Annotated in this window: 14 protein-coding genes and 1 pseudogene; 2 read left to right on the forward strand and 13 right to left on the reverse strand. The window is 74.2% G+C overall.

Features of this window, described 5'->3' with window-relative positions; all coding sequences use genetic code 11:
* Nucleotides 1-20: 20 nt before the first annotated feature.
* From ACWC24_RS09400 to ACWC24_RS09425, 6 genes are all read right to left on the reverse strand, one after another.
* Nucleotides 21-2,498, reverse strand: a complete 2,478-nt coding sequence (locus ACWC24_RS09400; RefSeq protein ID WP_450662230.1) for a VWA domain-containing protein — start codon at nt 2,496-2,498, stop codon at nt 21-23.
* Between the two features lie 238 nt (nt 2,499-2,736).
* Nucleotides 2,737-3,957, reverse strand: coding sequence for a hypothetical protein (locus ACWC24_RS09405; protein ID WP_450662231.1), 1,221 nt, complete (start codon nt 3,955-3,957; stop codon nt 2,737-2,739).
* 115 nt (nt 3,958-4,072) lie between these two features.
* Nucleotides 4,073-7,066 (reverse strand): DEAD/DEAH box helicase, encoded by a 2,994-nt coding sequence (locus ACWC24_RS09410; RefSeq protein WP_450662232.1) that lies wholly within the window; start codon nt 7,064-7,066, stop codon nt 4,073-4,075.
* On the reverse strand, nt 7,067-9,022 hold the full coding sequence (locus tag ACWC24_RS09415) for a phosphorylase family protein (RefSeq protein WP_450662233.1): 1,956 nt from the start codon (nt 9,020-9,022) through the stop codon (nt 7,067-7,069). It lies immediately after the preceding gene.
* 226 nt (nt 9,023-9,248) lie between these two features.
* Nucleotides 9,249-10,763, reverse strand: coding sequence for a glycerol kinase GlpK (glpK, locus tag ACWC24_RS09420; protein WP_450662234.1), 1,515 nt, complete (start codon nt 10,761-10,763; stop codon nt 9,249-9,251).
* A 37-nt stretch (nt 10,764-10,800) separates the two neighbouring features.
* On the reverse strand, nt 10,801-11,568 hold the full coding sequence (locus ACWC24_RS09425) for an IclR family transcriptional regulator (protein WP_450662235.1): 768 nt from the start codon (nt 11,566-11,568) through the stop codon (nt 10,801-10,803).
* A 223-nt stretch (nt 11,569-11,791) separates the two neighbouring features.
* On the opposite strand from ACWC24_RS09425, the gene ACWC24_RS09430 reads away from it, so the two are divergent.
* Entirely contained in the window at nt 11,792-12,217 is a 426-nt protein-coding gene (locus ACWC24_RS09430; protein ID WP_450662236.1) for an ATP-binding protein, read from the forward strand.
* A 194-nt stretch (nt 12,218-12,411) separates the two neighbouring features.
* On the opposite strand, the gene ACWC24_RS09435 is transcribed toward ACWC24_RS09430, so the two are convergent.
* Both ACWC24_RS09435 and ACWC24_RS09440 read right to left on the reverse strand, forming a co-directional pair.
* On the reverse strand, nt 12,412-13,623 hold the full coding sequence (locus tag ACWC24_RS09435) for a PP2C family protein-serine/threonine phosphatase (protein WP_450662237.1): 1,212 nt from the start codon (nt 13,621-13,623) through the stop codon (nt 12,412-12,414).
* 99 nt (nt 13,624-13,722) lie between these two features.
* Nucleotides 13,723-14,481 carry an IclR family transcriptional regulator gene (locus ACWC24_RS09440; RefSeq protein WP_450662238.1) on the reverse strand — a complete coding sequence of 253 codons (759 nt, stop codon included), beginning with the start codon at nt 14,479-14,481 and terminating at the stop codon, nt 13,723-13,725.
* Nucleotides 14,482-14,709: 228 nt separating this feature from the next.
* On the opposite strand from ACWC24_RS09440, the gene ACWC24_RS09445 reads away from it, so the two are divergent.
* Nucleotides 14,710-15,942: a phosphodiester glycosidase family protein gene (locus ACWC24_RS09445; RefSeq protein WP_450662239.1), complete on the forward strand. Its 1,233-nt coding sequence runs from the start codon at nt 14,710-14,712 to the stop codon at nt 15,940-15,942.
* Nucleotides 15,943-15,954: 12 nt separating this feature from the next.
* Here the strand turns inward: ACWC24_RS09445 and ACWC24_RS09450 are convergent, their stop codons facing one another.
* From ACWC24_RS09450 to ACWC24_RS09470, 5 genes and pseudogenes are all read right to left on the reverse strand, one after another.
* Nucleotides 15,955-16,149 carry a hypothetical protein gene (locus tag ACWC24_RS09450; RefSeq protein WP_152891974.1) on the reverse strand — a complete coding sequence of 65 codons (195 nt, stop codon included), beginning with the start codon at nt 16,147-16,149 and terminating at the stop codon, nt 15,955-15,957.
* A gap of 102 nt (nt 16,150-16,251) precedes the next feature.
* Nucleotides 16,252-16,368: pseudogene (locus ACWC24_RS09455) on the reverse strand (hypothetical protein); the annotation flags it as partial.
* 141 nt (nt 16,369-16,509) lie between these two features.
* Nucleotides 16,510-17,592, reverse strand: coding sequence for an acyl-CoA dehydrogenase family protein (locus tag ACWC24_RS09460; RefSeq protein ID WP_450662240.1), 1,083 nt, complete (start codon nt 17,590-17,592; stop codon nt 16,510-16,512).
* Complete coding sequence (locus ACWC24_RS09465) at nt 17,589-18,773, reverse strand: acyl-CoA dehydrogenase family protein (protein WP_450662241.1); 1,185 nt, start codon at nt 18,771-18,773, stop codon at nt 17,589-17,591. Before ACWC24_RS09465 ends, ACWC24_RS09460 begins: the two co-directional genes overlap by 4 nt.
* Complete coding sequence (locus ACWC24_RS09470) at nt 18,770-19,747, reverse strand: NADPH:quinone oxidoreductase family protein (protein ID WP_450662242.1); 978 nt, start codon at nt 19,745-19,747, stop codon at nt 18,770-18,772. Before ACWC24_RS09470 ends, ACWC24_RS09465 begins: the two co-directional genes overlap by 4 nt.
* Nucleotides 19,748-19,767 lie beyond the last annotated feature (20 nt).

Genomic DNA, 19,767 nt, shown 5'->3' on the forward strand with positions numbered 1-19,767 from the left:
CGGTGGTGCGGGGCGGTCCCTCAGATGTCGGGGTGCTCCTGTTCCGGGCCGCTCGCCGCGTACGAGCCGGTGTGGTCCCTCGAGGAGGCGTCGGCCTTGGCGGTGGTGCCGCCGGGCGTCCGTGGCCTGCCGACGAAGGACGGGCCGCCGCGTCGGCCCGGGTCGGGGCGGCGGCCGCGGCCGTCGGCGATCCGCAGCGAGAGGGTGCCGGTGAGAGCCAGTTGTTCGCCGAGGCGCAGGGTCCGCTCGCCCTGGCCGCCGGCCCGCAGCACCACTCCCCCGGCGAGGTCGCGCCGGAGCGCGTAGGTGCCCCGGTCACGACGTTCGATACGGGGGTTGTCGGTGGCCGCGTCGACGAGGTCGAACTCGTACCGGTTGCCCCGGCCGGTCTTGGCCTTGCGGCTGCACACGAGGGTGCCGTCGGCGCCCAGGAGTTCCAGGAGGAGTCCGCCGGGGGCGATCCGCAGACGCTTGACGCGGCGACGGGAGAGCAGCAGGGCGGCGGCGACGACGAGGACGAACGCGCCGGGGACGATGAGCTGCCACCAGGCGTCCCAGATGCGCTGCGGCATGCCGGGCACGGCGGTGACGGTGATGCTGAGCGGTGCGTCGTCGAGGACCCGGGTGCCGTCGGCGGCGGTGACCTTGCCGCCCAGGGCGGTGCCGTCCTCGTCGACCGGCGCGCCGAGCGCGTCGGCGTCGGCGACCCGGACGGTGACGTCGAGCGTGCGGGCCGCGCCCGGTTCGACGGGCACCTCGGCGGGGTCGACGCTCAGGCCGGTGCCCTCGGCGTCGGCGACGGCGAGCCGCACGGTGTGCGCCGTCGTGTCCTTGTTGCTCACCTTGAGCGTGCCCGTGACCCGGCCGCCGGGGTGGACGGTGGCGGCGGGGATGTCGAGCACGGCGCCGAACCTCGCGTTCGGCGGGGCGATGCCGGTGGGGTAGGAGCGGGTGTCGGGCCGCAGGCCCACCGATTGGACGGTGCTGGAGAAGAGCAGGTCCCCGGTGGCGTCGCGGGGCACGGTGACGGTCCCGGAGAAGACGCCGTCGAGGCCGTGCTCGTCCTGGCCCCGGCCGTCGTCGGCGAGGGTGATGGGGACCTTCTGGGTGAACCCCTTGCCGGTGAGCTGCCCGGAGACGGTGATGCCGCGCAGGTCCCGCTCGTCCAGTTTGACGCCGGCCCTGGTCAGGACCTCGACCTCGACTCGGGTGCGGTCCCCGGCGCTCGGGGAGGGCTTCTCCAGCCGGATGTCGGAGCGCACCGCGCCCTGCCACAGGACGCTGATGCTGGCGGTGCGGTCGCGGTGTCCGGCGGGTGCTTCGAGGTGCACCCGCCAGGGCCCGGCGAGGGGCCGGGTGATGCGCAGGGACTCGACCGACTTGCCGCGCCCGGTGAACTCGAAGGACGACTCCTTGTCCCCGGCGCCGTCGCCGGCGTCGGGGATCCTGTGGCCCTCGGGGTCGTAGTACGTGGCGGTGACGAGGGGGTCGCCCTTGGAGACGACGATGGTGCCTTCGGTGGCCAGCGGGGAGACCCGCACGGTGAGGTCGCCGGGGGGCCTGGTCTGCGAGCCCGGATCCCGGTAGAGGCAGCGGGCGGCGGCGAACGCGGTCTCCAGGGCCCTGCCGAGGTTCTCGGCGTCGACGACCTCCGCCTGCGGCCTGGTCTGCGGGAGGTCGCGGCAGCCGTTGCGGTAGCCGCCGGCGGCCATCTCGTCGAGGCGCCCCCGGTCGACGGCCCTGCCGAAGCCGAGCGGCCGGATCTGCACCTTGGCGTCGGCGGCCTCCCGCAGGGCGCGGGCGAGGTCCTCGTTCGCCTGCTCGTCCCGGGTGCGGTCGTCGAGGCCCTTGTAGCGGTAGCTGTCCTTGACGTCGAGGTAGCCGTCGGTGAGCAGGAACAGCACCCGGGGCCGCCCGGGGTCCGGGGCCTCCTTCAGCCGGGTGACGCCCTGGCGGATCGCGGAAATGAAGTCGGTGCCGGAACCGCCCTGGGGTGTGCGCTCGCGCAGCTGTCCCGCGCAGTCGCCGATCTGCTCCCGGCCGACGGCGTCGAGCTGCCGCATCGGGCAGACCTCGTCGACGGGTGACTGGGTCGCGGTCCTGGCGTCGGCGAAGCCGTAGACCACCATCCTCGACCGGGGCGAGGGGTCGCTGACGGCGATCGCCGTCACCGCGTCCTTCTCCCGGTCGAGTTCCCCCGCCCCGAGGCTCGCCGACTCGTCGACCGCGACGGCGTAGTCGACGGGGTCGTCGGAGGCGTCCGTCGCGGCCGGGGCCGCGGCGACGGGCCGGTCCTGGGCCGCCGGGCCGGCGCCGAGGGCCGACGGTGCCGCGCCGGGGACCGCCGCCGCCGGCAGTGCCGCGGCGGGCAGCGCGGCCGCGGCGAGCGCCACCGCGGCGAGGCGGTACGCCCTGGCGCGCACCGCGCGGAGCGGGTGCCCCTTCGTCGTCGAGGCGCGTGCGCACGCACGCCCGACCGCCCCCGTTGTATACGTCACGCTTGGCTCCCCACCCATCCGAAGCCCCCGAAATTCCCCGCATTCCGACGACTGCCGGAACGACATCCCTTCGGTGGCGTCCTGCACGATGAGATTAGTCTCACCGGGCCACGCTTTTGGCCGGAATCCCCTGTTTCCCCGACGGATAAAGCGACCACCCTTAATTAGCGATCATCCGAAAATATATTTCGCCTTTTCGGGCATGCTCGCCGCCATTGCCTGTTCATTCGTGACCCATTCACGATCGACTGTTGAGCTGGGCCGCGCGCAGCCGCTCGGCGAGCCCGCGCCTGCCCTTGGCGACCGCGGCCCGGCGCAGCGTCTCCAGGTCGACCCGCCCGAGCTCCAACTGCCGGGAGAGGGAGTCGACCCGGGCGCGCAGCCCGTCGGGATCGTGGCGCAGCCGGGCGCCGAACTGCCGGTCGAGGCGTTCGACGAGGGCCCAGGCCCGGGTGTCCCGGTCCTCGCACCAGAGCTGGAAGAACGAGCGGCCCAGCACGACGAACCCGCCGATCCGGTGCAGTCCGACCGGGCCGTCCGCCCCCACGCGGTCGCGGGGCAGCGTGACGCGCCAGGCCCCCTGCGGGTCCCGTACCGGCGGGTACTGTCCGAGGCCCCGCTCGCTGAGCCAGCCCGTGATCCCCTGCTCGACCGACGGGGCGGCGGCCAGTTCCTCGTTCCGCAGGGCGTGCACGCACTCGGGTGTCTGTTCGCACGCGGCCGAGAGGAGGACGTCGTGCTCGCCGTCGTGGGCCCGGGTGTACACGAGCTGGCGGGTCCGGCCGTCGTCCCCGACCGCGCGCACGACGTACGCGGGCAGGTGCAGGCACTCCGGTGCGCCCACGCGCTCCAGGTCGTCGACGCCCGCGGGCAGGTTGAAGCCCTCCCGCCCGGGGTCGTCCGCCAGTTCCCGCACGGCCTCGTCGCGGAACGGGTGCGCCATCAGCCGCTGCGGACGACCGCCGCGGTGCCAGGCGGCCGTCGTGCCGTCGTGGGGGACGCGGACGACGGTGTCACGGTGGTAGTGGGCGGTGGTCAGCGCACCGGAGCGGAACCCGTCGAAGTACAGGCGGCGCCGGTCGTCGTGCTTCACCGTGTAGCGCTTGCCGTCCTTCACCGACCGTCGGCCGAGCGGGGTGAGCGAGAGTCGGCCGTCCTCCTCGGCGACATGGTCGATCGAGGTCAGGAAGGCCAGCGCCCGGTCCACCAGGACGGGGTCGATCGCGAGGAAGGAGGCGAGCTCGCCCGCGGTGGCGAGCCCGGCCCCGGCGATACCGCGCTCGACGAAGCGGTCGATCAGGTCGTAGGGCTGCGCCTCGGTGACCTTCGCCCGCACCTGCACGCACCACACGGGCAGCAGCACCGCGTGGATGCCGGTGGGCCGCAGGCCCAGCGTGAACGCGGCGTTCTCCAGGGCCAGGTACGGCGGACACGGCCCGCGCAGGGTCGCTCCGCTCATCGGCCGCGGCCCTCCGTCGTGATACGGCTCATCGGCCGCCCTCCGTCGTGATACGGCTCATCGGCCGCCCTCCGTCCCGATCCGGCTCATCGTCCGCCCTCCGTCCCGATCCGGCTCATAGGCCGCCCTCCGTCCCGACACCGTCCAGCAGCGCGCGGACCTCGTCGTACGACCGCAGCTCGCCGCGTGCGGCGACGTGCTCGCGCAGCGCGCGGACGAGGTCGCGAAAGCCCGGGTCCCGGGCCCGGGTCAACGTGGACAGGTCCCCCACCAGCACGAGCTGGCGGCGGGCCCGGGTGAACGCGACGTTGGCCCGGCGCAGTTCGTCGAGGAACCCCACCCGGCCGACTGGGTTGCTGCGGGTGAAGCCGTAGAGGATCACGTCCCGCTCGCCGCCCTGGAACGAGTCGACCGTGCCGAGGTTCTGCCCGACGTGTTCCGCCCGGCCGGTCCGCCGGGTCAGGGCCGTGCCGATCAGCGCGGCCTGGGCGGCGTACGGCACGATCACCGCCCACTCCTCGCCCCGGGCGGCGTAGTGGGCGGCGAGCAGGGTGAGCAGGTGGGCCTCGGCCGGGTTGACGTACCCCGTCCGCGTGCCGCCCGACGGGTCCACCGCGTCCTGTTCGAAGCGTCGGCCGTCCGGCAGCCGCGAGGTGTCGACGAACACCATCGGGCTGCGGAACAGCAGGGAGTCGTGGGGCAGGCCGGTCCCCGGAGGGGTGCGCAGTGCGCCCTCGTAGAACGCGCCCGAGACGAAGTCGGCGACGACCGACGGCATCCGGCGCTGGTCGGTCAGCGACACGACGGCCGGGCCGGGCAGGTGCGGTTGCAGCATTTCGAGGGCGCTGGTGGCCAGCAGGGCGGTGACGTCCGGGTCGGCACGGCGCCCGCCCCGGCCGCCGGCCTCGGCGTCCAGGTAGGGCGGCAGCTGCCGGTGGTCCCCGACCAGCACCGCGCGGCGGGCCCGGACGAGCGGGACGAGCAGGTCCGGGACGGCGATCTGGCCCGCCTCGTCGACGACGGCGAGGTCGAAGCCGACGCCGGTCAGTTCGGGGCGGGAGGCCACCCCGATGCAGGTGGCGGCGACCACATGGGCGTACCGGATCAGTTCGGTGTGCAGCTGCCCGGTCGCCGACGCCACCTCGTCGCGCCACTCGGCCAGCAGGGTGTGCCGGGCCAGCAGGCCCGGCAGCCGTCGCGTCAGGCCGTCGTGCAGCCGGATCATCGCCCGGTCGGCGGCAGCGGGGTCCGCCGTGGGCGAGGCGATGTCGGGCGGGGCGACGTCGGGCGGGGGCTCCCCGGCGGCCGCGAGCAGGGTCCGGCAGCGGTCGGCCGCGTTCAGCGCCTCGGCGCGGCAGGTCGCGGCGCGCCCGGCGGCCTCCTCCAGCGCCCGGCGGGCCGTGCGCACGGCCGGGACGCCGGCGGTGGCCTCGTCGAGGACGCGCTCGGCCTCGGCCAGGTCCCGTCGGTGGCGCGCCTGCCGCCCGGCGAGCGCGGCGGCCGCCGCCTGCGCGCGGGCGAGACTCCGCTCACGGAGCCGGACGAGGAAGCGGAAGACGAAGCCGACCGGCCGCAGGCCGGTGCGGCGCAGGGCCGCGTCGCGCGACCGGGTGAGCCGTTCGGTCCTGCGGGTGCCGTGCTCCTCCTCCCGGTCGAGGCGGTCGCGCTCGGCGAGCAGTTCGTCCACCCGCGTCAGGGCGGGACCGCCCGCGGCCCGCCTGGCCTCGGCGAGCGCGGCGTGCCGGGCCGCCTCCTCGGCCGCGAGCGTGCCGAGCCGGTCGAGGAGCCGGCCCAGGGTCTCGTACCACTCCTGGACCGCCTCGATGTCGCCCCGGGCGGCCAGCCGGGTCTCCAGCCGGCCGAGGATCTCCTGGCGCAGCCCGGCCGCCTGCTCCTCCAGGAGGTAGGGCCGCCCCTCGGGGGTGACGCGGGACTCGTTGCCGACCCGGACGACGACGAGGTCCTTGGGGAGCCGGCCGAGGACGTTGTCGACCGCCCGGTTGCTGTGGGAGGCGATCAGCACGCGCTCCCTGGTCGGCCGGGCGGCGACGGCTCGGGCGATCTCGCTGATCACGCGGGTCTTGCCGGTGCCGGGCGGCCCCAGCACGATCATCAGGTCCTCGGCCGAGAGGGCCCGGCGGAAGGCGTCCGTCTGGGCGGGGTCGAGTGCCTCGCCGAGGGCGTCCGGGGCCGGATCCGACGGGCGGACCCGGTGGTCCACCAGGACGTCCAGCAGGTACGGGTTGAGCGACCGGCGCTCGCGCAGGATCCGCACCGCCTCGCGCCGCCGCTCGTGGACCGCCTGTCCGGTGGGGAGCTGGAGGGCGCCCTGCCGTGGCACGCTGCCCCAGTCGACGGCCCGGTCGAACGCCACGGTGACCGAGGTGCCGCCCGCGGCTGCGCGGACGACCTGTCCGCGCAGCTCGCGTTCGCCGCCGATCTGCACGAGGGCGCCCTCCTCGGGTCCCCGCTCGACCGCCAGGTCGAAGGTGTAGACCGCCCGGGTGCCGTGCCGCCGCTCGCCCGCGGCACGGGCGGCGCGATAGGGGAAGTCGCCGGTCTCCCGCGCCCGGTCGGCGGCGATGTCCTCGACCATGTCGACGGCCCGTTCGACGGTGTCGAGGAAGCGGGCGTGCCGTTCGGCGAGTTCCGGCGCGCCGTGCCGCGCGGCCAGTTCCTCGGTGAGCCGTCGCCACGCGTCCTCCAGCAGCGGCCAGTGGGTGTCGCTGCCCGCGGGGGTCCCGGCGTCGGGGTGGCGGGCCAGCCAGCCGCCGGGCCGCACCAGCAGGCAGCCGCGCTCGATGTCGCGATGGTGCCGGAACGTGAGCGGGAGGACGGCGGCCACCCGGTAGGCGCCCCGTTCCTTCCTGCTGCGGTGGAGGCGCGCGACGTAGGACCTGCCGTACAGCAGCAGACTGCGGTCCCCGCGGGGCCGTCGGGGCTCGGCGACGATCGCGGGTACGCCGCTCTCCCGGCCGCCGAGGTCGGCGACGAGGTCGTGGATGTCCTCGGGCAGGTGGTCGGAGCGCCGGCGCAGCAGCTCGGCGTCGAGGGTGGCACTGGGGACGAGGACGAGGTTCCCGGGCACGTCCACGGTGCGCCGGCGCATTCAGACCTCTCCGAGCAGGTCGTCGCGGGCCGCGCGCAGGGCGGTGCCGAGGGCGCGGGCGGCGGGACGCTCGCGGGGGTCCTCCGCCAGCGCGGCGCGCAGCGCGCGGTCCAGGCTGTCGGGGGCGCGCTCCAGCCGGGAGCTCGGCGGCGGGGCTCCCGGCGACTCCGGTGGCCGGCCGGTGGCCAGGTGGTAGGTGAGGGCGGCCAGTTGGTAGACGTCGGCGGGCGGTCCGACGAGGCCCGGGCGGTGGCCGTCGCGCCACTGCTCGGGCGCCCGGTAGGAGGTGGGCCCTTCGCCGGGGCGCGGGGCGTGGGCGGCCAGGCCGAGGTCGCGCAGGACCAGCCGTCCGTCGTCGCGCTCCAGGACGCCCGTCGGGGCGAGGTCGCGATGGGTCGCGCCGGCCCGGTGCAGCGCGGCCAAGGTGTCGCACAGCCCCGCGACCGCGGCGAGCAGCCGGGCCAGCCGGCCGGCGTTCAGCGGGGCGGCCCGGCCGGCGAGCCACCCGCTGTGCAGCGTCCCGCACCGGCGGCCGGAGCGGGTCAGCGGCCAGGGCAGGGTGAGCACGGCCCGGCGGTCGCCGATCCGCTCGTACCGTCCGGGGCCCGGCAGGCCCCGCGCGCGTCGGTGGACCCGGCCGATGAGGTCGTGTTCCCGGCCGAGCGCGGCCAGCGCCTCCAGGGCGTCGGGGGTGGGCTGCCGCACTTCGGCGTGCCGCAGCCAGACGTAGGGCGAGGCGGTGCCCGCCGCGGACGGCTCCAGCCGGCAGGCCACCGCCTGGTGCCGGACGAGCGCGTGGTCCGGGGAGGGCTGTTCGTCGAGGAGTTCGTCGTGCAGCAGATACCGGCAGTCGGGCGTGGCCAGCGAGCGTCCGCCGGTCCACTGCTGCCCGGGGGTCCACGGCTGCCCGTCCGGTCCCGCGGACGGCGGTGGCGACGGGTACGGCGGCGGGTACGGTGACGCCGACCGGGGCGGCCACGGGGGCGGCGCCAGGTGCGCCGGTGCGCCGTACGGCAGGGGCGGCGCGGACTCGCTGCGGTGGACCAGGGAGGCCGGGGGCGCGGCCGGTACCCGGAACCCCTCGGGTACGAAGAAGCCGTCCGGTACGAGGAACCCGTCCGGGTCGGGGGCGGCGTACGGGTCGAGGAAGGCGTACGGGTCGGGGGACGTGCCCGGCTGCTCGTCCCCGGCCGCCAGCTCGCGGACGACGCACAGGGCGAACGCGGCCGCGTTGCGGGCGGCGACGGCCTGCCAGTCGGCCTCGTCGCTCTGCCGCTTGGTGCCGTCGGCCCGGTCGCTGATGCCCCGCACGATCAGCGCGGGCACCCGGTTGCCGAGGTGGGCGGCCTGGGCCACCCCCGCGCCCTCCATCTCGACGGCCACCGCGTCCTGGTAGTGCCGGTCAAGCAGCCGCCGCAGCCCGGATTCCGGCGCGTCGGAGACGACCTCTCCGGCGGCGATCGGTTTGAAGTGGACGGCCGGCGGGGCGTGTCCGGCGCCGTCGCGGAGCCGTGCCCCCGACCACGTGCTGTCGCGGTCGACGAACCGGGCCAGCTGCTCCAGTTCGTGCGGGGCCTGCCAGGACACGGGCCGTGCCGCGAATCCCTCGCCGGTCTCCTTGCCGCCGTGGTAGGCGTACACCTTGGTCGGCACGACGACGTCGCCCAGCGCGATGTCCGGCCGCAGTCCGCCCGCGACACCGACGAAGAACAGCGCGCGGGGGGCGAACGCCTCGATGGCCCGGCTCGCGAGGACCGCGGAGGCGTGGTTCCCGGCCCCGGTCTGCGCCAGCACGATCTGCCACGGCGTGCCGTTGAGCCAGCCCACCTCGAACAGCGTGCCCTGGTGGCTCGGTCCCCTGCGTACGGAGACCAGGCGTTCGCGCACCGCCCGGTACTCCACGGGCAGGGCGGTCAGCACCAGGACCGGCCCGGTCGGCGTCCGCGTACCGTTCACGGCATTCCCCCGCTGAGATATTTCCCGATGACCTGACGGACGGCAGCGCGCACGCCAAGGCAGGCGACCCTACTCCACGGCGCACCGCACCCGGCGCGACGGGAATTCCGCACAAGGAAAGGCCGGAAACCCGGAATGTAAATGCCATCACACAATCACGAACAAAGCACATCCGATCATCGTCATTCCTGAATGGAAAAAGCCGAGCGAGGTCCCGGGCCCGCCGTCACAGGACGCCCGGTGGTCTGATCCAGCCCAGTGACCGCTCGACGGCCCGCTGCCAGTTCTCGTACTCCGACACGCGGCGGGCGGGGTCCATGTCCGGCAGCCATTGCGCCGCCCGGTGCCAGTTGCCCCGCAGGACCTCCAGGTCCGGCCAGTACCCGGCGGCGAGCCCGGCGGCGTAGGCGGCGCCGAGGGAGACCGTCTCGGCGACCATGGGGCGTACCACGGGCACGTCGAGCACGTCGGCCACGAACTGCATCAGCAGATTGTCCGCGGTCATGCCCCCGTCGACCTTGAGCTCCCGCAGGGCGACCGAGGAGTCGGCGTTCATGGCGTCCACCACCTCGCGGGTCTGCCAGCCGGTGGCCTCCAGGACGGCCCGGGCCAGATGCCCTTTGGTGATGTACGAGGTGAGGCCGACGACGACACCGCGCGCGTCGCTGCGCCAGCGGGGTGCGAACAGGCCGGAGAAGGCGGGGACGATGTAGCAGCCGCCGTTGTCCTCGACCGTCCGCGCGAGGGTCTCGATCTCCGGCGCGCTGCTGATCAGCCCCAGCCGGTCTCGGAACCACTGGACCAGGGAGCCGGTGACGGCTATCGAGCCCTCCAGGGCGTAGACCGTGGGCCCGTCCCCGATCTTGTAGGCGATGGTCGTCAGCAGCCCGTGCCGGGAGCGCACGAGATCGGTGCCGGTGTTGAGCAGCAGGAAGCTTCCGGTGCCGTACGTGCACTTCGCCTCGCCCGGGGAGAAGCAGGTCTGTCCGAACAGCGCGGCCTGCTGGTCACCGAGCGCGGCCGTGATCCGGACGCCGGGCAGCGCCGCGCGGGCCTCGCCGTAGCTCTCGGCGGGGGAACGGATCTCCGGCAGCATGGGGCGGGGCACCCCGAAGAACGCCAGCAGCTCGTCGTCCCAGGTGAGCGAGCGGATGTTCATCAGCATGGTGCGGCTGGCGTTGGTGGCGTCCGTGATGTGCAGACCGCCGTCCGCTCCCCCGGTGAGGTTCCAGATCAGCCAGCTCTCCATGGTGCCGAACAGCACCTCGCCGTCCCTGGCCCGTTCCTCCAGCCCCTTGACGTGGTCGAACAGCCAACGGATGCGCAGCGCGGAGAAGTAGGTCGAGGGAGGCAGTCCGCAGCGTTCCAGGAAGAAACCGTCACCGGGCCTGATCCTGAGGTCCTCGACGAGCGGGGCGGTGCGGGTGTCCTGCCAGACGATCGCCCGGCCCAGCGGGGCGCCCGTGCGCCGCTCCCAGAGCACCGTCGTCTCGCGCTGGTTGGCGATGCCGATGGCGGCGACCTCGTCCGGGCCGGACTCCGCCGCGGCCAGGGCCTCGGGCACGACGCGCAGCAGATTGCGCCAGATCTCGACGACGTCGTGCTCGACCCAGCCGGGCCTGGGGAAGTGCTGCCGGTGCTCGCGCTGGGCGACCGACACCAGCCGTCCGTGATGGTCGAACAGGATGCACCGGGTGGAGTTGGTGCCCTGGTCGATGGACATCACATACCGTTCAACCATGATCGGGACTGCCTTCCGACGGTGCGGGGCTGCGGGCTCACCAGCGGGCGGCCCCCAGGTCCCGTGAGATCGCCCGGGCGGCGTCACGGAGCAGGGTGACCAGGGCCGGCCGGGGCCGGCCCCGGCCGTCGCAGATCCTCTCGACCGCGCCGGAGAGCCCGATCGCCCCCACCACCAGCCCGCCGTGTCCTCGGATCGGCATGGCGACACCGGCTTCGCCCATGCTCATCTCCTGGACCTCGGCGGCCCAGCCGGCCTCACGGACGTCGGTGAGCGCCTGGGTGAGCTGCTCCCGGGTCACCAGGGTGTGCCGGGTGTACGCCTCCGGAGCGGGCTCCAGGGCCTCGTCGAGCGGCGCGGCCCCGAAGGCCAGCAGCACCTTGCCGAGCGAGGAGGCGTGCAGCGGCAGCAGCGAGCCCACCTCCAGGCTCTGGAGCGTGTCGTCCGGCCGGAACACGTGATGGACGACGAGGACCCTGCCCTCCAGAGGGGTGCCCAGCCGGACCGACTCCCCGCTGCGCGCGGCCAGGGCGTCGGCCCAGTTGATGGAGCGCGACCGCAGCTCGTTCACGTCGAGGTAGCTGGTGCCCAGATGCAGCAGAGCCGCTCCGAGCTGGTATTTCCCGGTCGCCGCGTCCTGCTCCACGAAATCCACGTGCTGAAGGGTGCGCAGGATGCCGTGGGCGGTGCCCTTCGCGAGGCCGAGCGAGGCCGCCACCTCGCCGAGCCCCAGCCGGCGGGGTCCGCCGGCGAGCAGCCGCAGGATCGCCGCCGCCCGTTCGATCGACTGGACTGGGCCGGCCATGAGGCGAGCCTATTACCGCCCGGAAGCGTCCGCTTCACATACAGGTGGGTGCTTTGCCGCTGTATGCGGCCCTTCCGTTCGGTAATGGCGACCCGCGTTCATTGACCCCCTTCGTGTCGCTTCCTACGGTGCTCTGAAGCCCGGCACCCTCGCCGGACTCCGGCGCCAGGCCGGCAGCCTCCATCCGGAGGAGCCCGGCAGCGTTCGTCCTGGAGGAGTACAGATGGCGGCACAGCTGAACACGATGCTTCCGCAGGCATGCGAACACGTCTGTCCTCTGCCGCCCGTGCCCGGGGCCGTCTCGGACGTACGGCGGAACGCCGGGGACGTCATGACCGCCTGGGACGTCTGCCCGCAGATCGTCGAGGACGCCCTCCTGGTCGTCTCCGAGCTGCTGACCAACGCCGTCGTGCACGCCCTGCCCCCGGCGCAGCTGCGCCTGACCTGGGTCAAGGACGCGGGGCTCGGCACCCTGCGGATCGAGGTCACGGACGCGGGTCCCGCCTATGGCACCGGAGAGGCGCAGGACGGGATCGACCCGGACGAGCACGGCCGGGGCGAGCAGATCGTGCACGCGCTGGCGACCCGGCACGGCATCCGGATCCACTCCGGCGGCGTGGCCCGGTGGGCCGATCTCGTCGCGGCCTGAGCGCTCGCGACGTACGTACGGCTCCTCTGCGACCTGCCCGATCCCTCGAACGCGCGGCACAACGGCCGACCCGCTCGATCCCGTGAACGCGCGAGCGCGCGGTGCGACCGTCGACCGGCCCGATCCCGTGAGCACGACCCCGTGAACGCGCGGGACCGCCGTCGACACCGGCCCGGTCCTGTCCGGCGAGCCGGTCAGACCTGGTCCCGCAAGGGCAGGACGGTGGTGTCCTCGACCTCCGGCGCGCGCCGCTCCGACGGGAGCAGGGAACCGGCGGCGGACCGGGGCCGGTCCCCGGGCACGGCCGGCTCGCCGGCGTCCCGCCGCGCGGGCACCGGCTTGTGGAGCAGGAGCAGCGCCGCGTCGTCGTGCAGCCGGCCGCCCACGTGCGCCAGCAGCTCGGCGTGGAGTGCGGTCAGGGTACGGTCCGGTTCGTCGCCCACATGGCGCGCCAGCCCTTCGGCGAGCGGATAGAACGCGCGGTGGCGGTCACGGGCCTCGGTCACCCCGTCGGTGTACAGCAGCAACTGGTCGCCGTCGGCGAAGGGCAGCACCTGGAGGCCGGGGGTCTGCCCCGACAGGGCGCGCAGTCCGAGCGGCGGGGCCGGATCGGCGGGCTCCACCGGCACGACACCGCCCGCGGCGCGGACCAGCAGCGGCGGCGCGTGTCCGCAGTTGACCAGCTCCAGGCGGTCCTCGCTCGGGTATCCGGCGACCACGGCGGTGACGAAGTCGTCGCCGTCCAGATTGCGCTCCAGGCTCCGCTCGATCCGGTCCACGACGGCGACGAGGTCGGGCTCGTCGTGGGCGGCCTCACGGAAGACGCCGAGCACCAGGGCGGCGGTGCCCACGGCGGGCAGGCCCTTGCCCCGCACGTCACCGACGATCATCCGGATCCCGTACGGGGTGGGGATCAGCGCGTAGAGGTCCCCGCCGATCCGGGCCTCGGCCGCGGCGGCGCTGTAGCGGACCGCCACGCGGAACGGGCCGACGGTCTCCGGTACGGGCTTGAGCAGCGCGTGCTGGGCGGCCTCCGCGACCGAGCGGACGGCCGCGAGCACGCGCTCCCGGCGTCCGCGCAGGCAACTGGCCAGGTCACTCGCCAGGGTGACGGCCAGCAGGGCCGTCAGTACGGCCGCCAGCTCGCCGTCCGGGACGTCCGCGCGGGCCCCGAGGATAAAACCGAACACCAGGGCGAGGAAGCCGACGAGGAGGACCCCGCGCGGCCGGTTGGTGGTGGCGGCCAGCGCGGGCCCGGCGACGAGCAGCGGCAGCCAGATCATCCCCGCGCCCCCGAACAGCTCGGCGAACACCACGACGGCGACGAGCAGGACGGGCAGTACGGCCTTGCCCGCGGTCGGCAGGACCGCGGCGCGTCGACGGGTGGATCCTCGGGCCTGGGTCATATCGCGTCCGTTGTCCTCACGTGCACTCGGGAACACCCCCGGCATGTCCGTTTCATCCAGATAAAGGCGTCTGGGGCGGGTGCCACAAGGACCGGGATTTCACATAGTGAGCGACAGGCTCCGGGTCACCCGGTCCGCGGTCGGCATCAGCCGGGCGAGGACCTCCGTGATCCGGCGGGCCCGCGCCACCGGCATGGAGACGCCGAGCGCGCCGAGGGTGTCCCCGCTGTAGACGGGCGTGGCGACGCAGACGGTGCCGAGGGCGTACTCCTCCAGGTCCGTGACGGCCGGCGCGACGGGTGAGGAGTCGATCCGCCGGAGCAGTTCCGGAGAGCTGGTCACGGTCCGCGGGGTGAGGTCGGCCAGCAGGTGCCGGGAGAGGTAGTCCCGGCGGGCGTCGTCATCCAGCTCCCGCAGGATGCACTTGCCCAGCGCGGTGGCGTGCCCGGCGTCCTCGAACCCCACCCAGAGGTCCGCCCGGGGCGCGCGGGGGCCGTCGACGATCTCGGCGACCCGGATCTCGCCCTCCTCGTAGAACGTGAGGTAGGCGGCGGTGGCGAGCTCGTCCCGCAGCGCGGCGAGCACGGGCCGGACCCGGCTGAGCAGCGCCTGCTCGCGGCTGGTGGCGTGCAGCGCCTGCACCCTGTCGCCCAGGACGAAGCCGCCGTCGTCGAGTTTGCGCAGGTATCCGTCGTGGACCAGCGTCCGCAGCAGGTGGTAGGCGGTGGCCAGGGGCAGCTCGGTCTCCCGCGCGAGCTGTTTGGCGGGCGCACCGTTCACGTGTCCGCCCACCGCCTCCAGCAGGCGGAAGGCCCGCTGGACGGACGTGATGAGCGTGGGGCCGTCCTGAGCGCGCATACCACCAGCGTGCGCCCGGCGCCCGGCACGGGCAAGACACGCACGGAACGTGACGGGTCCGACACGCCACGGCAGAGGTCCTGATACCCACGCCGAGGGGGATTCACCCGATGGCAGGCGTTCCCTCACTCGTTCTCGTGCAGTAGCGCGCAGGCCACCCCGTGACGAAAAGGGTTCTGCTGAACTTTTCCGACGTACGGGTGAGTTGACGCGACCTCAGGGGATCAGGTGACTTTACGTCGGACGTGGTTCGGGACGGGAAGATCGGCACTGACGGCTCTCACGGCGTTCAGCGCGCTGGCCGGTGCGACCGTGGTGGGGGCGGCGCCCGCCGACGCCGCACAGGGCACGACGGTCGCACCGGGCGTGGTGTACCGGCAGTTGGACATCCGGGGGGCCAGGGGCGTGACGCGCGCCCATGTGCTGAGCGTCGACCTGCGCGGGCGGGTGCGCCTCGGGCTGCTCCACCCCAAGGGGGTGGCGGCGCGGGCCACGATCTCCGGGCTGGCCCGGGCCCAGGGGGCGGTCGCGGGCGTCAACGGCGACTTCTTCAACATCAACGAGATCCAGCATCCGGGGGTCCGGGCGACGGGCGCCGCCGTGGGACCGGCGATCGCGTCCGGCCGGGCTCTCAAGGCGGCCGTGCCCGACGGGCAGCGGTTCGGTCCCGCGCTGCCGCCCGGCACCGACGCCACCGAGGTCGTCGGCGTCGGCTCCGACTGGCGCGCCCGGCTCGACCGGCTGCGCCTGGACGGGTCGGTCCGCACGCCCGTGGGCACGCTCCCGCTCCGCGGGCTCAACCAGTACGCGCTGCCGGTGGGTGCCATCGGCGCGTTCACCTCGGACTGGGGCAGCGCCTCGCGGGTGCGGGCCACCTGCGGGACGGACACCGAACGGGCCGCGTCGTGCAGCGCGGACACCTACGAGGTGACGATCCGGCACGGCAGGGTCGTCGCGCTCGCCGACCGGCCCGGCAGCGGCGCCGTCGCGCCGGGCACGACCGTGCTCGTCGGCCGCGAGGCGGGCGCGCAGCAGCTGCGCAGGTTCTTCCGGGGCGAGCCGGTCTCGGTCCGGCACCGGCTGGTGGCCACGGGCAGCCGGATCCCGTTCCGGTTCGCGCTGGGCGGGTACCCGGTGCTGCGCGGGGGACTTCCGCTGGCCGGTCTCAACAACACGACGTCGGCCGTACGCACCGCCGTGGGCATCTCGAACGCCGGACGGCGCGTGTTCCTGCTGGCGCTGGACGGCGCGCCCGCGTACCGCAGCGGCCTCACGATCGCCGAGGTGGCGGGTGTGCTGCGGAGCCTGGGCGCGGTCGACGGGTTCAGCCTCGACGGCGGCGGCTCGTCGACGCTGGTGGCCAGGGCCCCGGGCGCGGCCCGGGTCTCGGTGCGCAACCACCCCTCGGGCGGGACGGAGCGCGCCGTCGCAAACGGGATCGGGGTCTTCACCATCGGGTGACCCCGCGCGGGATCACGGATGCAGGCTGCTCACCATGTCGGCCGTCGCCGTGATCCCGCTGCTGATCGTGGGAGCGATGCTGGTGCCGGCGAGACAGAAGCCGAACAGGGCGCAGATCAGCGCGTGGGAGATCTTCAGCCCGCCGTTGCGCAGGAAGATCACCGCCAGGATCAGCAGGAGCAGCACCGCAGAGATGGAAATGGCCATCGTCAACCTCCTCCGCCACGTCCGCTTCGCGGCGTTCGGCCGTAAGTGTGGCGTAGCGGAGGGTCCGTCCGGGCGGTTGACCTGTCCGCCGAACGAGTGGTTTTACGCGGCGGGGCGGTAGGAGTCGAGGAAGGCTTCCAAGCCTGCCAGGTCGTCGGTGTTGAGGTAGTCGACCCCGGCCGCGAGGAGTTCGCTCCACAGGGCGGTGCGGGCGCACCCACCGGTGCCTCGGCGAACGCGTTCCGGGCCACGGGTTCACCCCGTGCGCGCGGGCACACGCGAGAGCCCGCCCCGGGTGGATGCCGGGCGTGACCGGCGTCCGGGCGGGGCGGGCTCAGGACCCGATGGACCCGAGGGCGGTCAGGGAGCGCGCAGGTCGACGAGTTCGGCCAGCGCGGACCGGTGGGCGCCCGCCGTGCCGTACGCGATCGAGTCGGCCTTGGCCCGCTTGAGGTACAGGTGGACCGGGTGCTCCCAGGTCATGCCGATGCCGGCGTGCAGCTGGAGGGCCTCCTCGGCGGCGTGCACGGCGACGGAGGCCGCGTACGCCTGGGCTACGGCGGCCGCCACGTCGGCGTCCTCGCCGGTGGCGAGGGCGTCGGCCGCGTTGCGGGCGGCGGCGCGCAGGCCGACGGTCTCCAGCCACAGCCCGGCGAGCCGGTGCTTGAGGGCCTGGAATCCGCCGACGGGCCGGTTGAACTGCTTGCGTTCCTTGAGGTAGCGGACCGTCTCCGTCAACGTCCATTCGGCCAGGCCGAGTTGCTCGGAGGCGAGCAGTCCGGCACCGGCCCGCAGGGCGCGCCGGACGGCCGGTCCGGCCTCGCCGACGCGGCGGCCGGCGGCGCCGTCGAGCCGCACGGTGGCGAGCGGGCGGGTGAGGTCGAAGGACACCTGCGGGGTGACGGTCACGGCGGCGGAGTCCACCGCGTACAGCCCGCCGTCGTCGGCGGGTACGAGCAGCAGGTCGGCGACGGCCGCGTCCGCGATGCCCGTCAACTCGCCGTGCAGAGTGCCGTTCTCCAGCCGTACGGTGGCGAAGGAGGCGCCCGGGGCGGTGTGCAGTCCGACGGCCAGCGCGCCGATCGAGGTGGCGGTGGCCAGCCGCGCGAGGAGGTCGTCGGCGCCGCACTCCAGCAGCGCCTCGGTGGCGACCACGGCGCTGGTCAGGTACGGCACCGGCGCGACCGCCCGCCCGAGTTCCTCCAGGACGACGGCGGCCTCGCGGTGGGTGGCGCCCTGGCCGTCCAGCTCCTCCGGGACCAGCAGGCCGGCCAGGCCCATCCCGTCCGCGAGCGTCTTCCACAGGGCGAGGTCGTGCGGTGCGTCCGACTCGGTGCGCGCGATCACCGCGGCCGGGTCGCAGCGGTCGGTCAGCAGGTCCCGCACCGCCGACCGCAGCGCCTCTTCCTCCTCCGAGTACAGCAGGTCCGGCGTGGTGCTCATCGGGCCAGGTCCTTCCAGGCGACGTCCTTGTCGGTGCGCGGCTCGGACGGCAGTCCGAGGACGCGCTCGGCGACGATGTTCAGCAGGACCTCGCTGGTCCCGCCCTCGATGCTGTTGCCCTTGGAGCGCAGGTAGCGGTAGCCGGCGTCACGGCCGGTGAAGTCCACCAGTTCCGGGCGGCGCATGGTCCAGTCGTCGTACAACAGGCCCTCTTCGCCGCGCAGTTCCACCTCGAGGCCGCTGATCTGCTGGTTGAGGCGGGCGAACGCGAGCTTCATGCCCGCGCCTTCGGGGCCGGGCTGGCCCGCGACGAGCTGCTGGCGCAGCCGTTCGCCGGTGAGCCGGGTGACCTCGGCCTCCACCCAGAGTCCGAGCAGACGCTGGTGCAGGTCGTGGGTGCGCAGTTCGGGGCGCTCGCGCCAGGTCTTGGAGACCGGGCCGATCATGCCGCCCTCGCGGGGCAGCCGCATCCCGCCGATCGCGACGCGCTCGTTGTTCAGGGTGGTCTGTGCGACCCGCCAGCCGTCGCCGACCTCTCCGAGCCGGCGCGAGTCGGGGATGCGGACGTCGGTGAGGAACACCTCGTTGAACTCGGCCTCACCGGTGATCTGGCGCAGCGGCCGGACCTCGACGCCGGGGTCGGTCATGTCGCACAGGAAGTAGGTGATGCCCGCGTGCTTGGGCACGTCCGGGTCGGTGCGGGCGATGAGGATGGCCCAGCGGGCGAGGTGCGCGCTGGAGGTCCACACCTTCTGCCCGTTGACCACCCAGTCCCCGTCGCCCTCCCGGACCGCCCGGGTGCCGAGGGCCGCCAGGTCGGACCCGGCGCCGGGCTCGCTGAACAGCTGGCACCAGACCTCCTCGCCCACCCACAGCGGGCGCAGGAAGCGCTGCTTCTGCTCGTCGGTGCCGTAGCGCAGGATCGTCGGCGCGGCCATGCCGAGGCCGATGCCGATGCGCCGCGGGTCGTTGTCGGGGGCGTCGGCAGCCTCCAGTTCGGCGTCCACGACGGCCTGGAGGGAGCGGGGGGCGCCGAGTCCGCCGAGGCCCACCGGGTAGTGCACCCAGGCCAGGCCCGCGTCGAACCGGGCCTTGAGGAAGTCCGTGCGGTCCGTGGTGGCGGGCGGGTAGGCGGTCAGCAACTCCTGGGTGAGGCTGCGCAGTTCGGCTGCGTCGGTCATGCGGCGGCTCCGTTCTCCAGAGCGGGCAGCACGGCGACGCGGCCGGTGGTGACGCCGTCGGCGACCCGCTGGACGGCGGCCGCGGCCTCGCCCAGCGGGACGCGCTCGCTCACCAGCGGCTTGATCGCGCCCCGGGCGGCCAGCTCGGTGAGCTGTTCGTGGCAGTGCTGGACCAGCTTCGGGTTCTTGGTGTTGTACAGGCCCCAGTGCAGGCCGAGGATCGTGTAGTTCTTCACCAGGGCGTGGTTCAGCGCGGCGGACGGGATCGTGCCGCTCGCGAAGCCGACGACGACGATCCGGCCCTCGAAGGCGACGACCTTGGTGGACTGGGTGTAGGCGTCGCCGCCCACCGGGTCGAAGATCACGTCGGCGCCCCGGCCGCCGGTGGCCGCCTTGACGGCGGCGACGACGTCCTCGGCGCGCCGGTCGATCACCACGTCGCAGCCCAGTTCGCGGGCGACGGCCGCCTTGTCCGCCCCGCCGACGACACCGATGACGGTCGCACCGGCGGCCTTGCCGAGCTGGACGGCCGCGCTGCCGACCCCGCCCGCGGCGGCGTGCACGAGCAGCGTCTCGCCGGCCTCCAGCCGGGCCCGGCGGTGCAGGGCGAACCAGCCCGTCTGGTAGCCGATGTGCAGCGCGGCGGCCTCGGCGTCGTCGAGCGATTCGGGGGCGGGCAGCAGGGCGGCGGCGTCGGCGACGGCGTACTCGGCGAAGCCGCCGTACGGCAGGGCCGGGTTCGCGATCACCCGGCGTCCGTCCTCGGTCTCGCCGCAGATCTCCACGCCCGGCGTGAACGGCATCGGCGGCCGGACCTGGTACTGGCCGCGGCACATCAGCGCGTCCGGGAAGTTGATGTTCGCAGCGCGCACCTTCAGCAGGACCTGGCCGTCGCCGGGCGTGGGCCGCTCGACTTCCTGGAGCCGCATCACCTCACTCGGCTCGCCGTTCTCGTGCACCTGCCATGCCTGCATGCGAAGCCTCCACGGGACTG

This window comes from Streptomyces sp. NPDC001443, assembly GCF_053597355.1.

What these genes read in the sequence shown, in the direction of transcription:
- ACWC24_RS09405 (WP_450662231.1), bottom strand. Translation starts at nt 3,957, where the DNA reads ATGAGCGGAGCGACCCTGCGCGGGCCGTGTCCGCCGTACCTGGCCCTG.
- ACWC24_RS09410 (WP_450662232.1), bottom strand. Translation starts at nt 7,066, where the DNA reads ATGCGCCGGCGCACCGTGGACGTGCCCGGGAACCTCGTCCTCGTCCCC.
- glpK (WP_450662234.1), bottom strand. Translation starts at nt 10,763, where the DNA reads ATGGTTGAACGGTATGTGATGTCCATCGACCAGGGCACCAACTCCACC.
- ACWC24_RS09425 (WP_450662235.1), bottom strand. Translation starts at nt 11,568, where the DNA reads ATGGCCGGCCCAGTCCAGTCGATCGAACGGGCGGCGGCGATCCTGCGG.
- ACWC24_RS09430 (WP_450662236.1), top strand. Translation starts at nt 11,792, where the DNA reads ATGGCGGCACAGCTGAACACGATGCTTCCGCAGGCATGCGAACACGTC.
- ACWC24_RS09435 (WP_450662237.1), bottom strand. Translation starts at nt 13,623, where the DNA reads ATGACCCAGGCCCGAGGATCCACCCGTCGACGCGCCGCGGTCCTGCCG.
- ACWC24_RS09440 (WP_450662238.1), bottom strand. Translation starts at nt 14,481, where the DNA reads ATGCGCGCTCAGGACGGCCCCACGCTCATCACGTCCGTCCAGCGGGCC.
- ACWC24_RS09450 (WP_152891974.1), bottom strand. Translation starts at nt 16,149, where the DNA reads ATGGCCATTTCCATCTCTGCGGTGCTGCTCCTGCTGATCCTGGCGGTG.
- ACWC24_RS09460 (WP_450662240.1), bottom strand. Translation starts at nt 17,592, where the DNA reads ATGAGCACCACGCCGGACCTGCTGTACTCGGAGGAGGAAGAGGCGCTG.
- ACWC24_RS09465 (WP_450662241.1), bottom strand. Translation starts at nt 18,773, where the DNA reads ATGACCGACGCAGCCGAACTGCGCAGCCTCACCCAGGAGTTGCTGACC.
- ACWC24_RS09470 (WP_450662242.1), bottom strand. Translation starts at nt 19,747, where the DNA reads ATGCAGGCATGGCAGGTGCACGAGAACGGCGAGCCGAGTGAGGTGATG.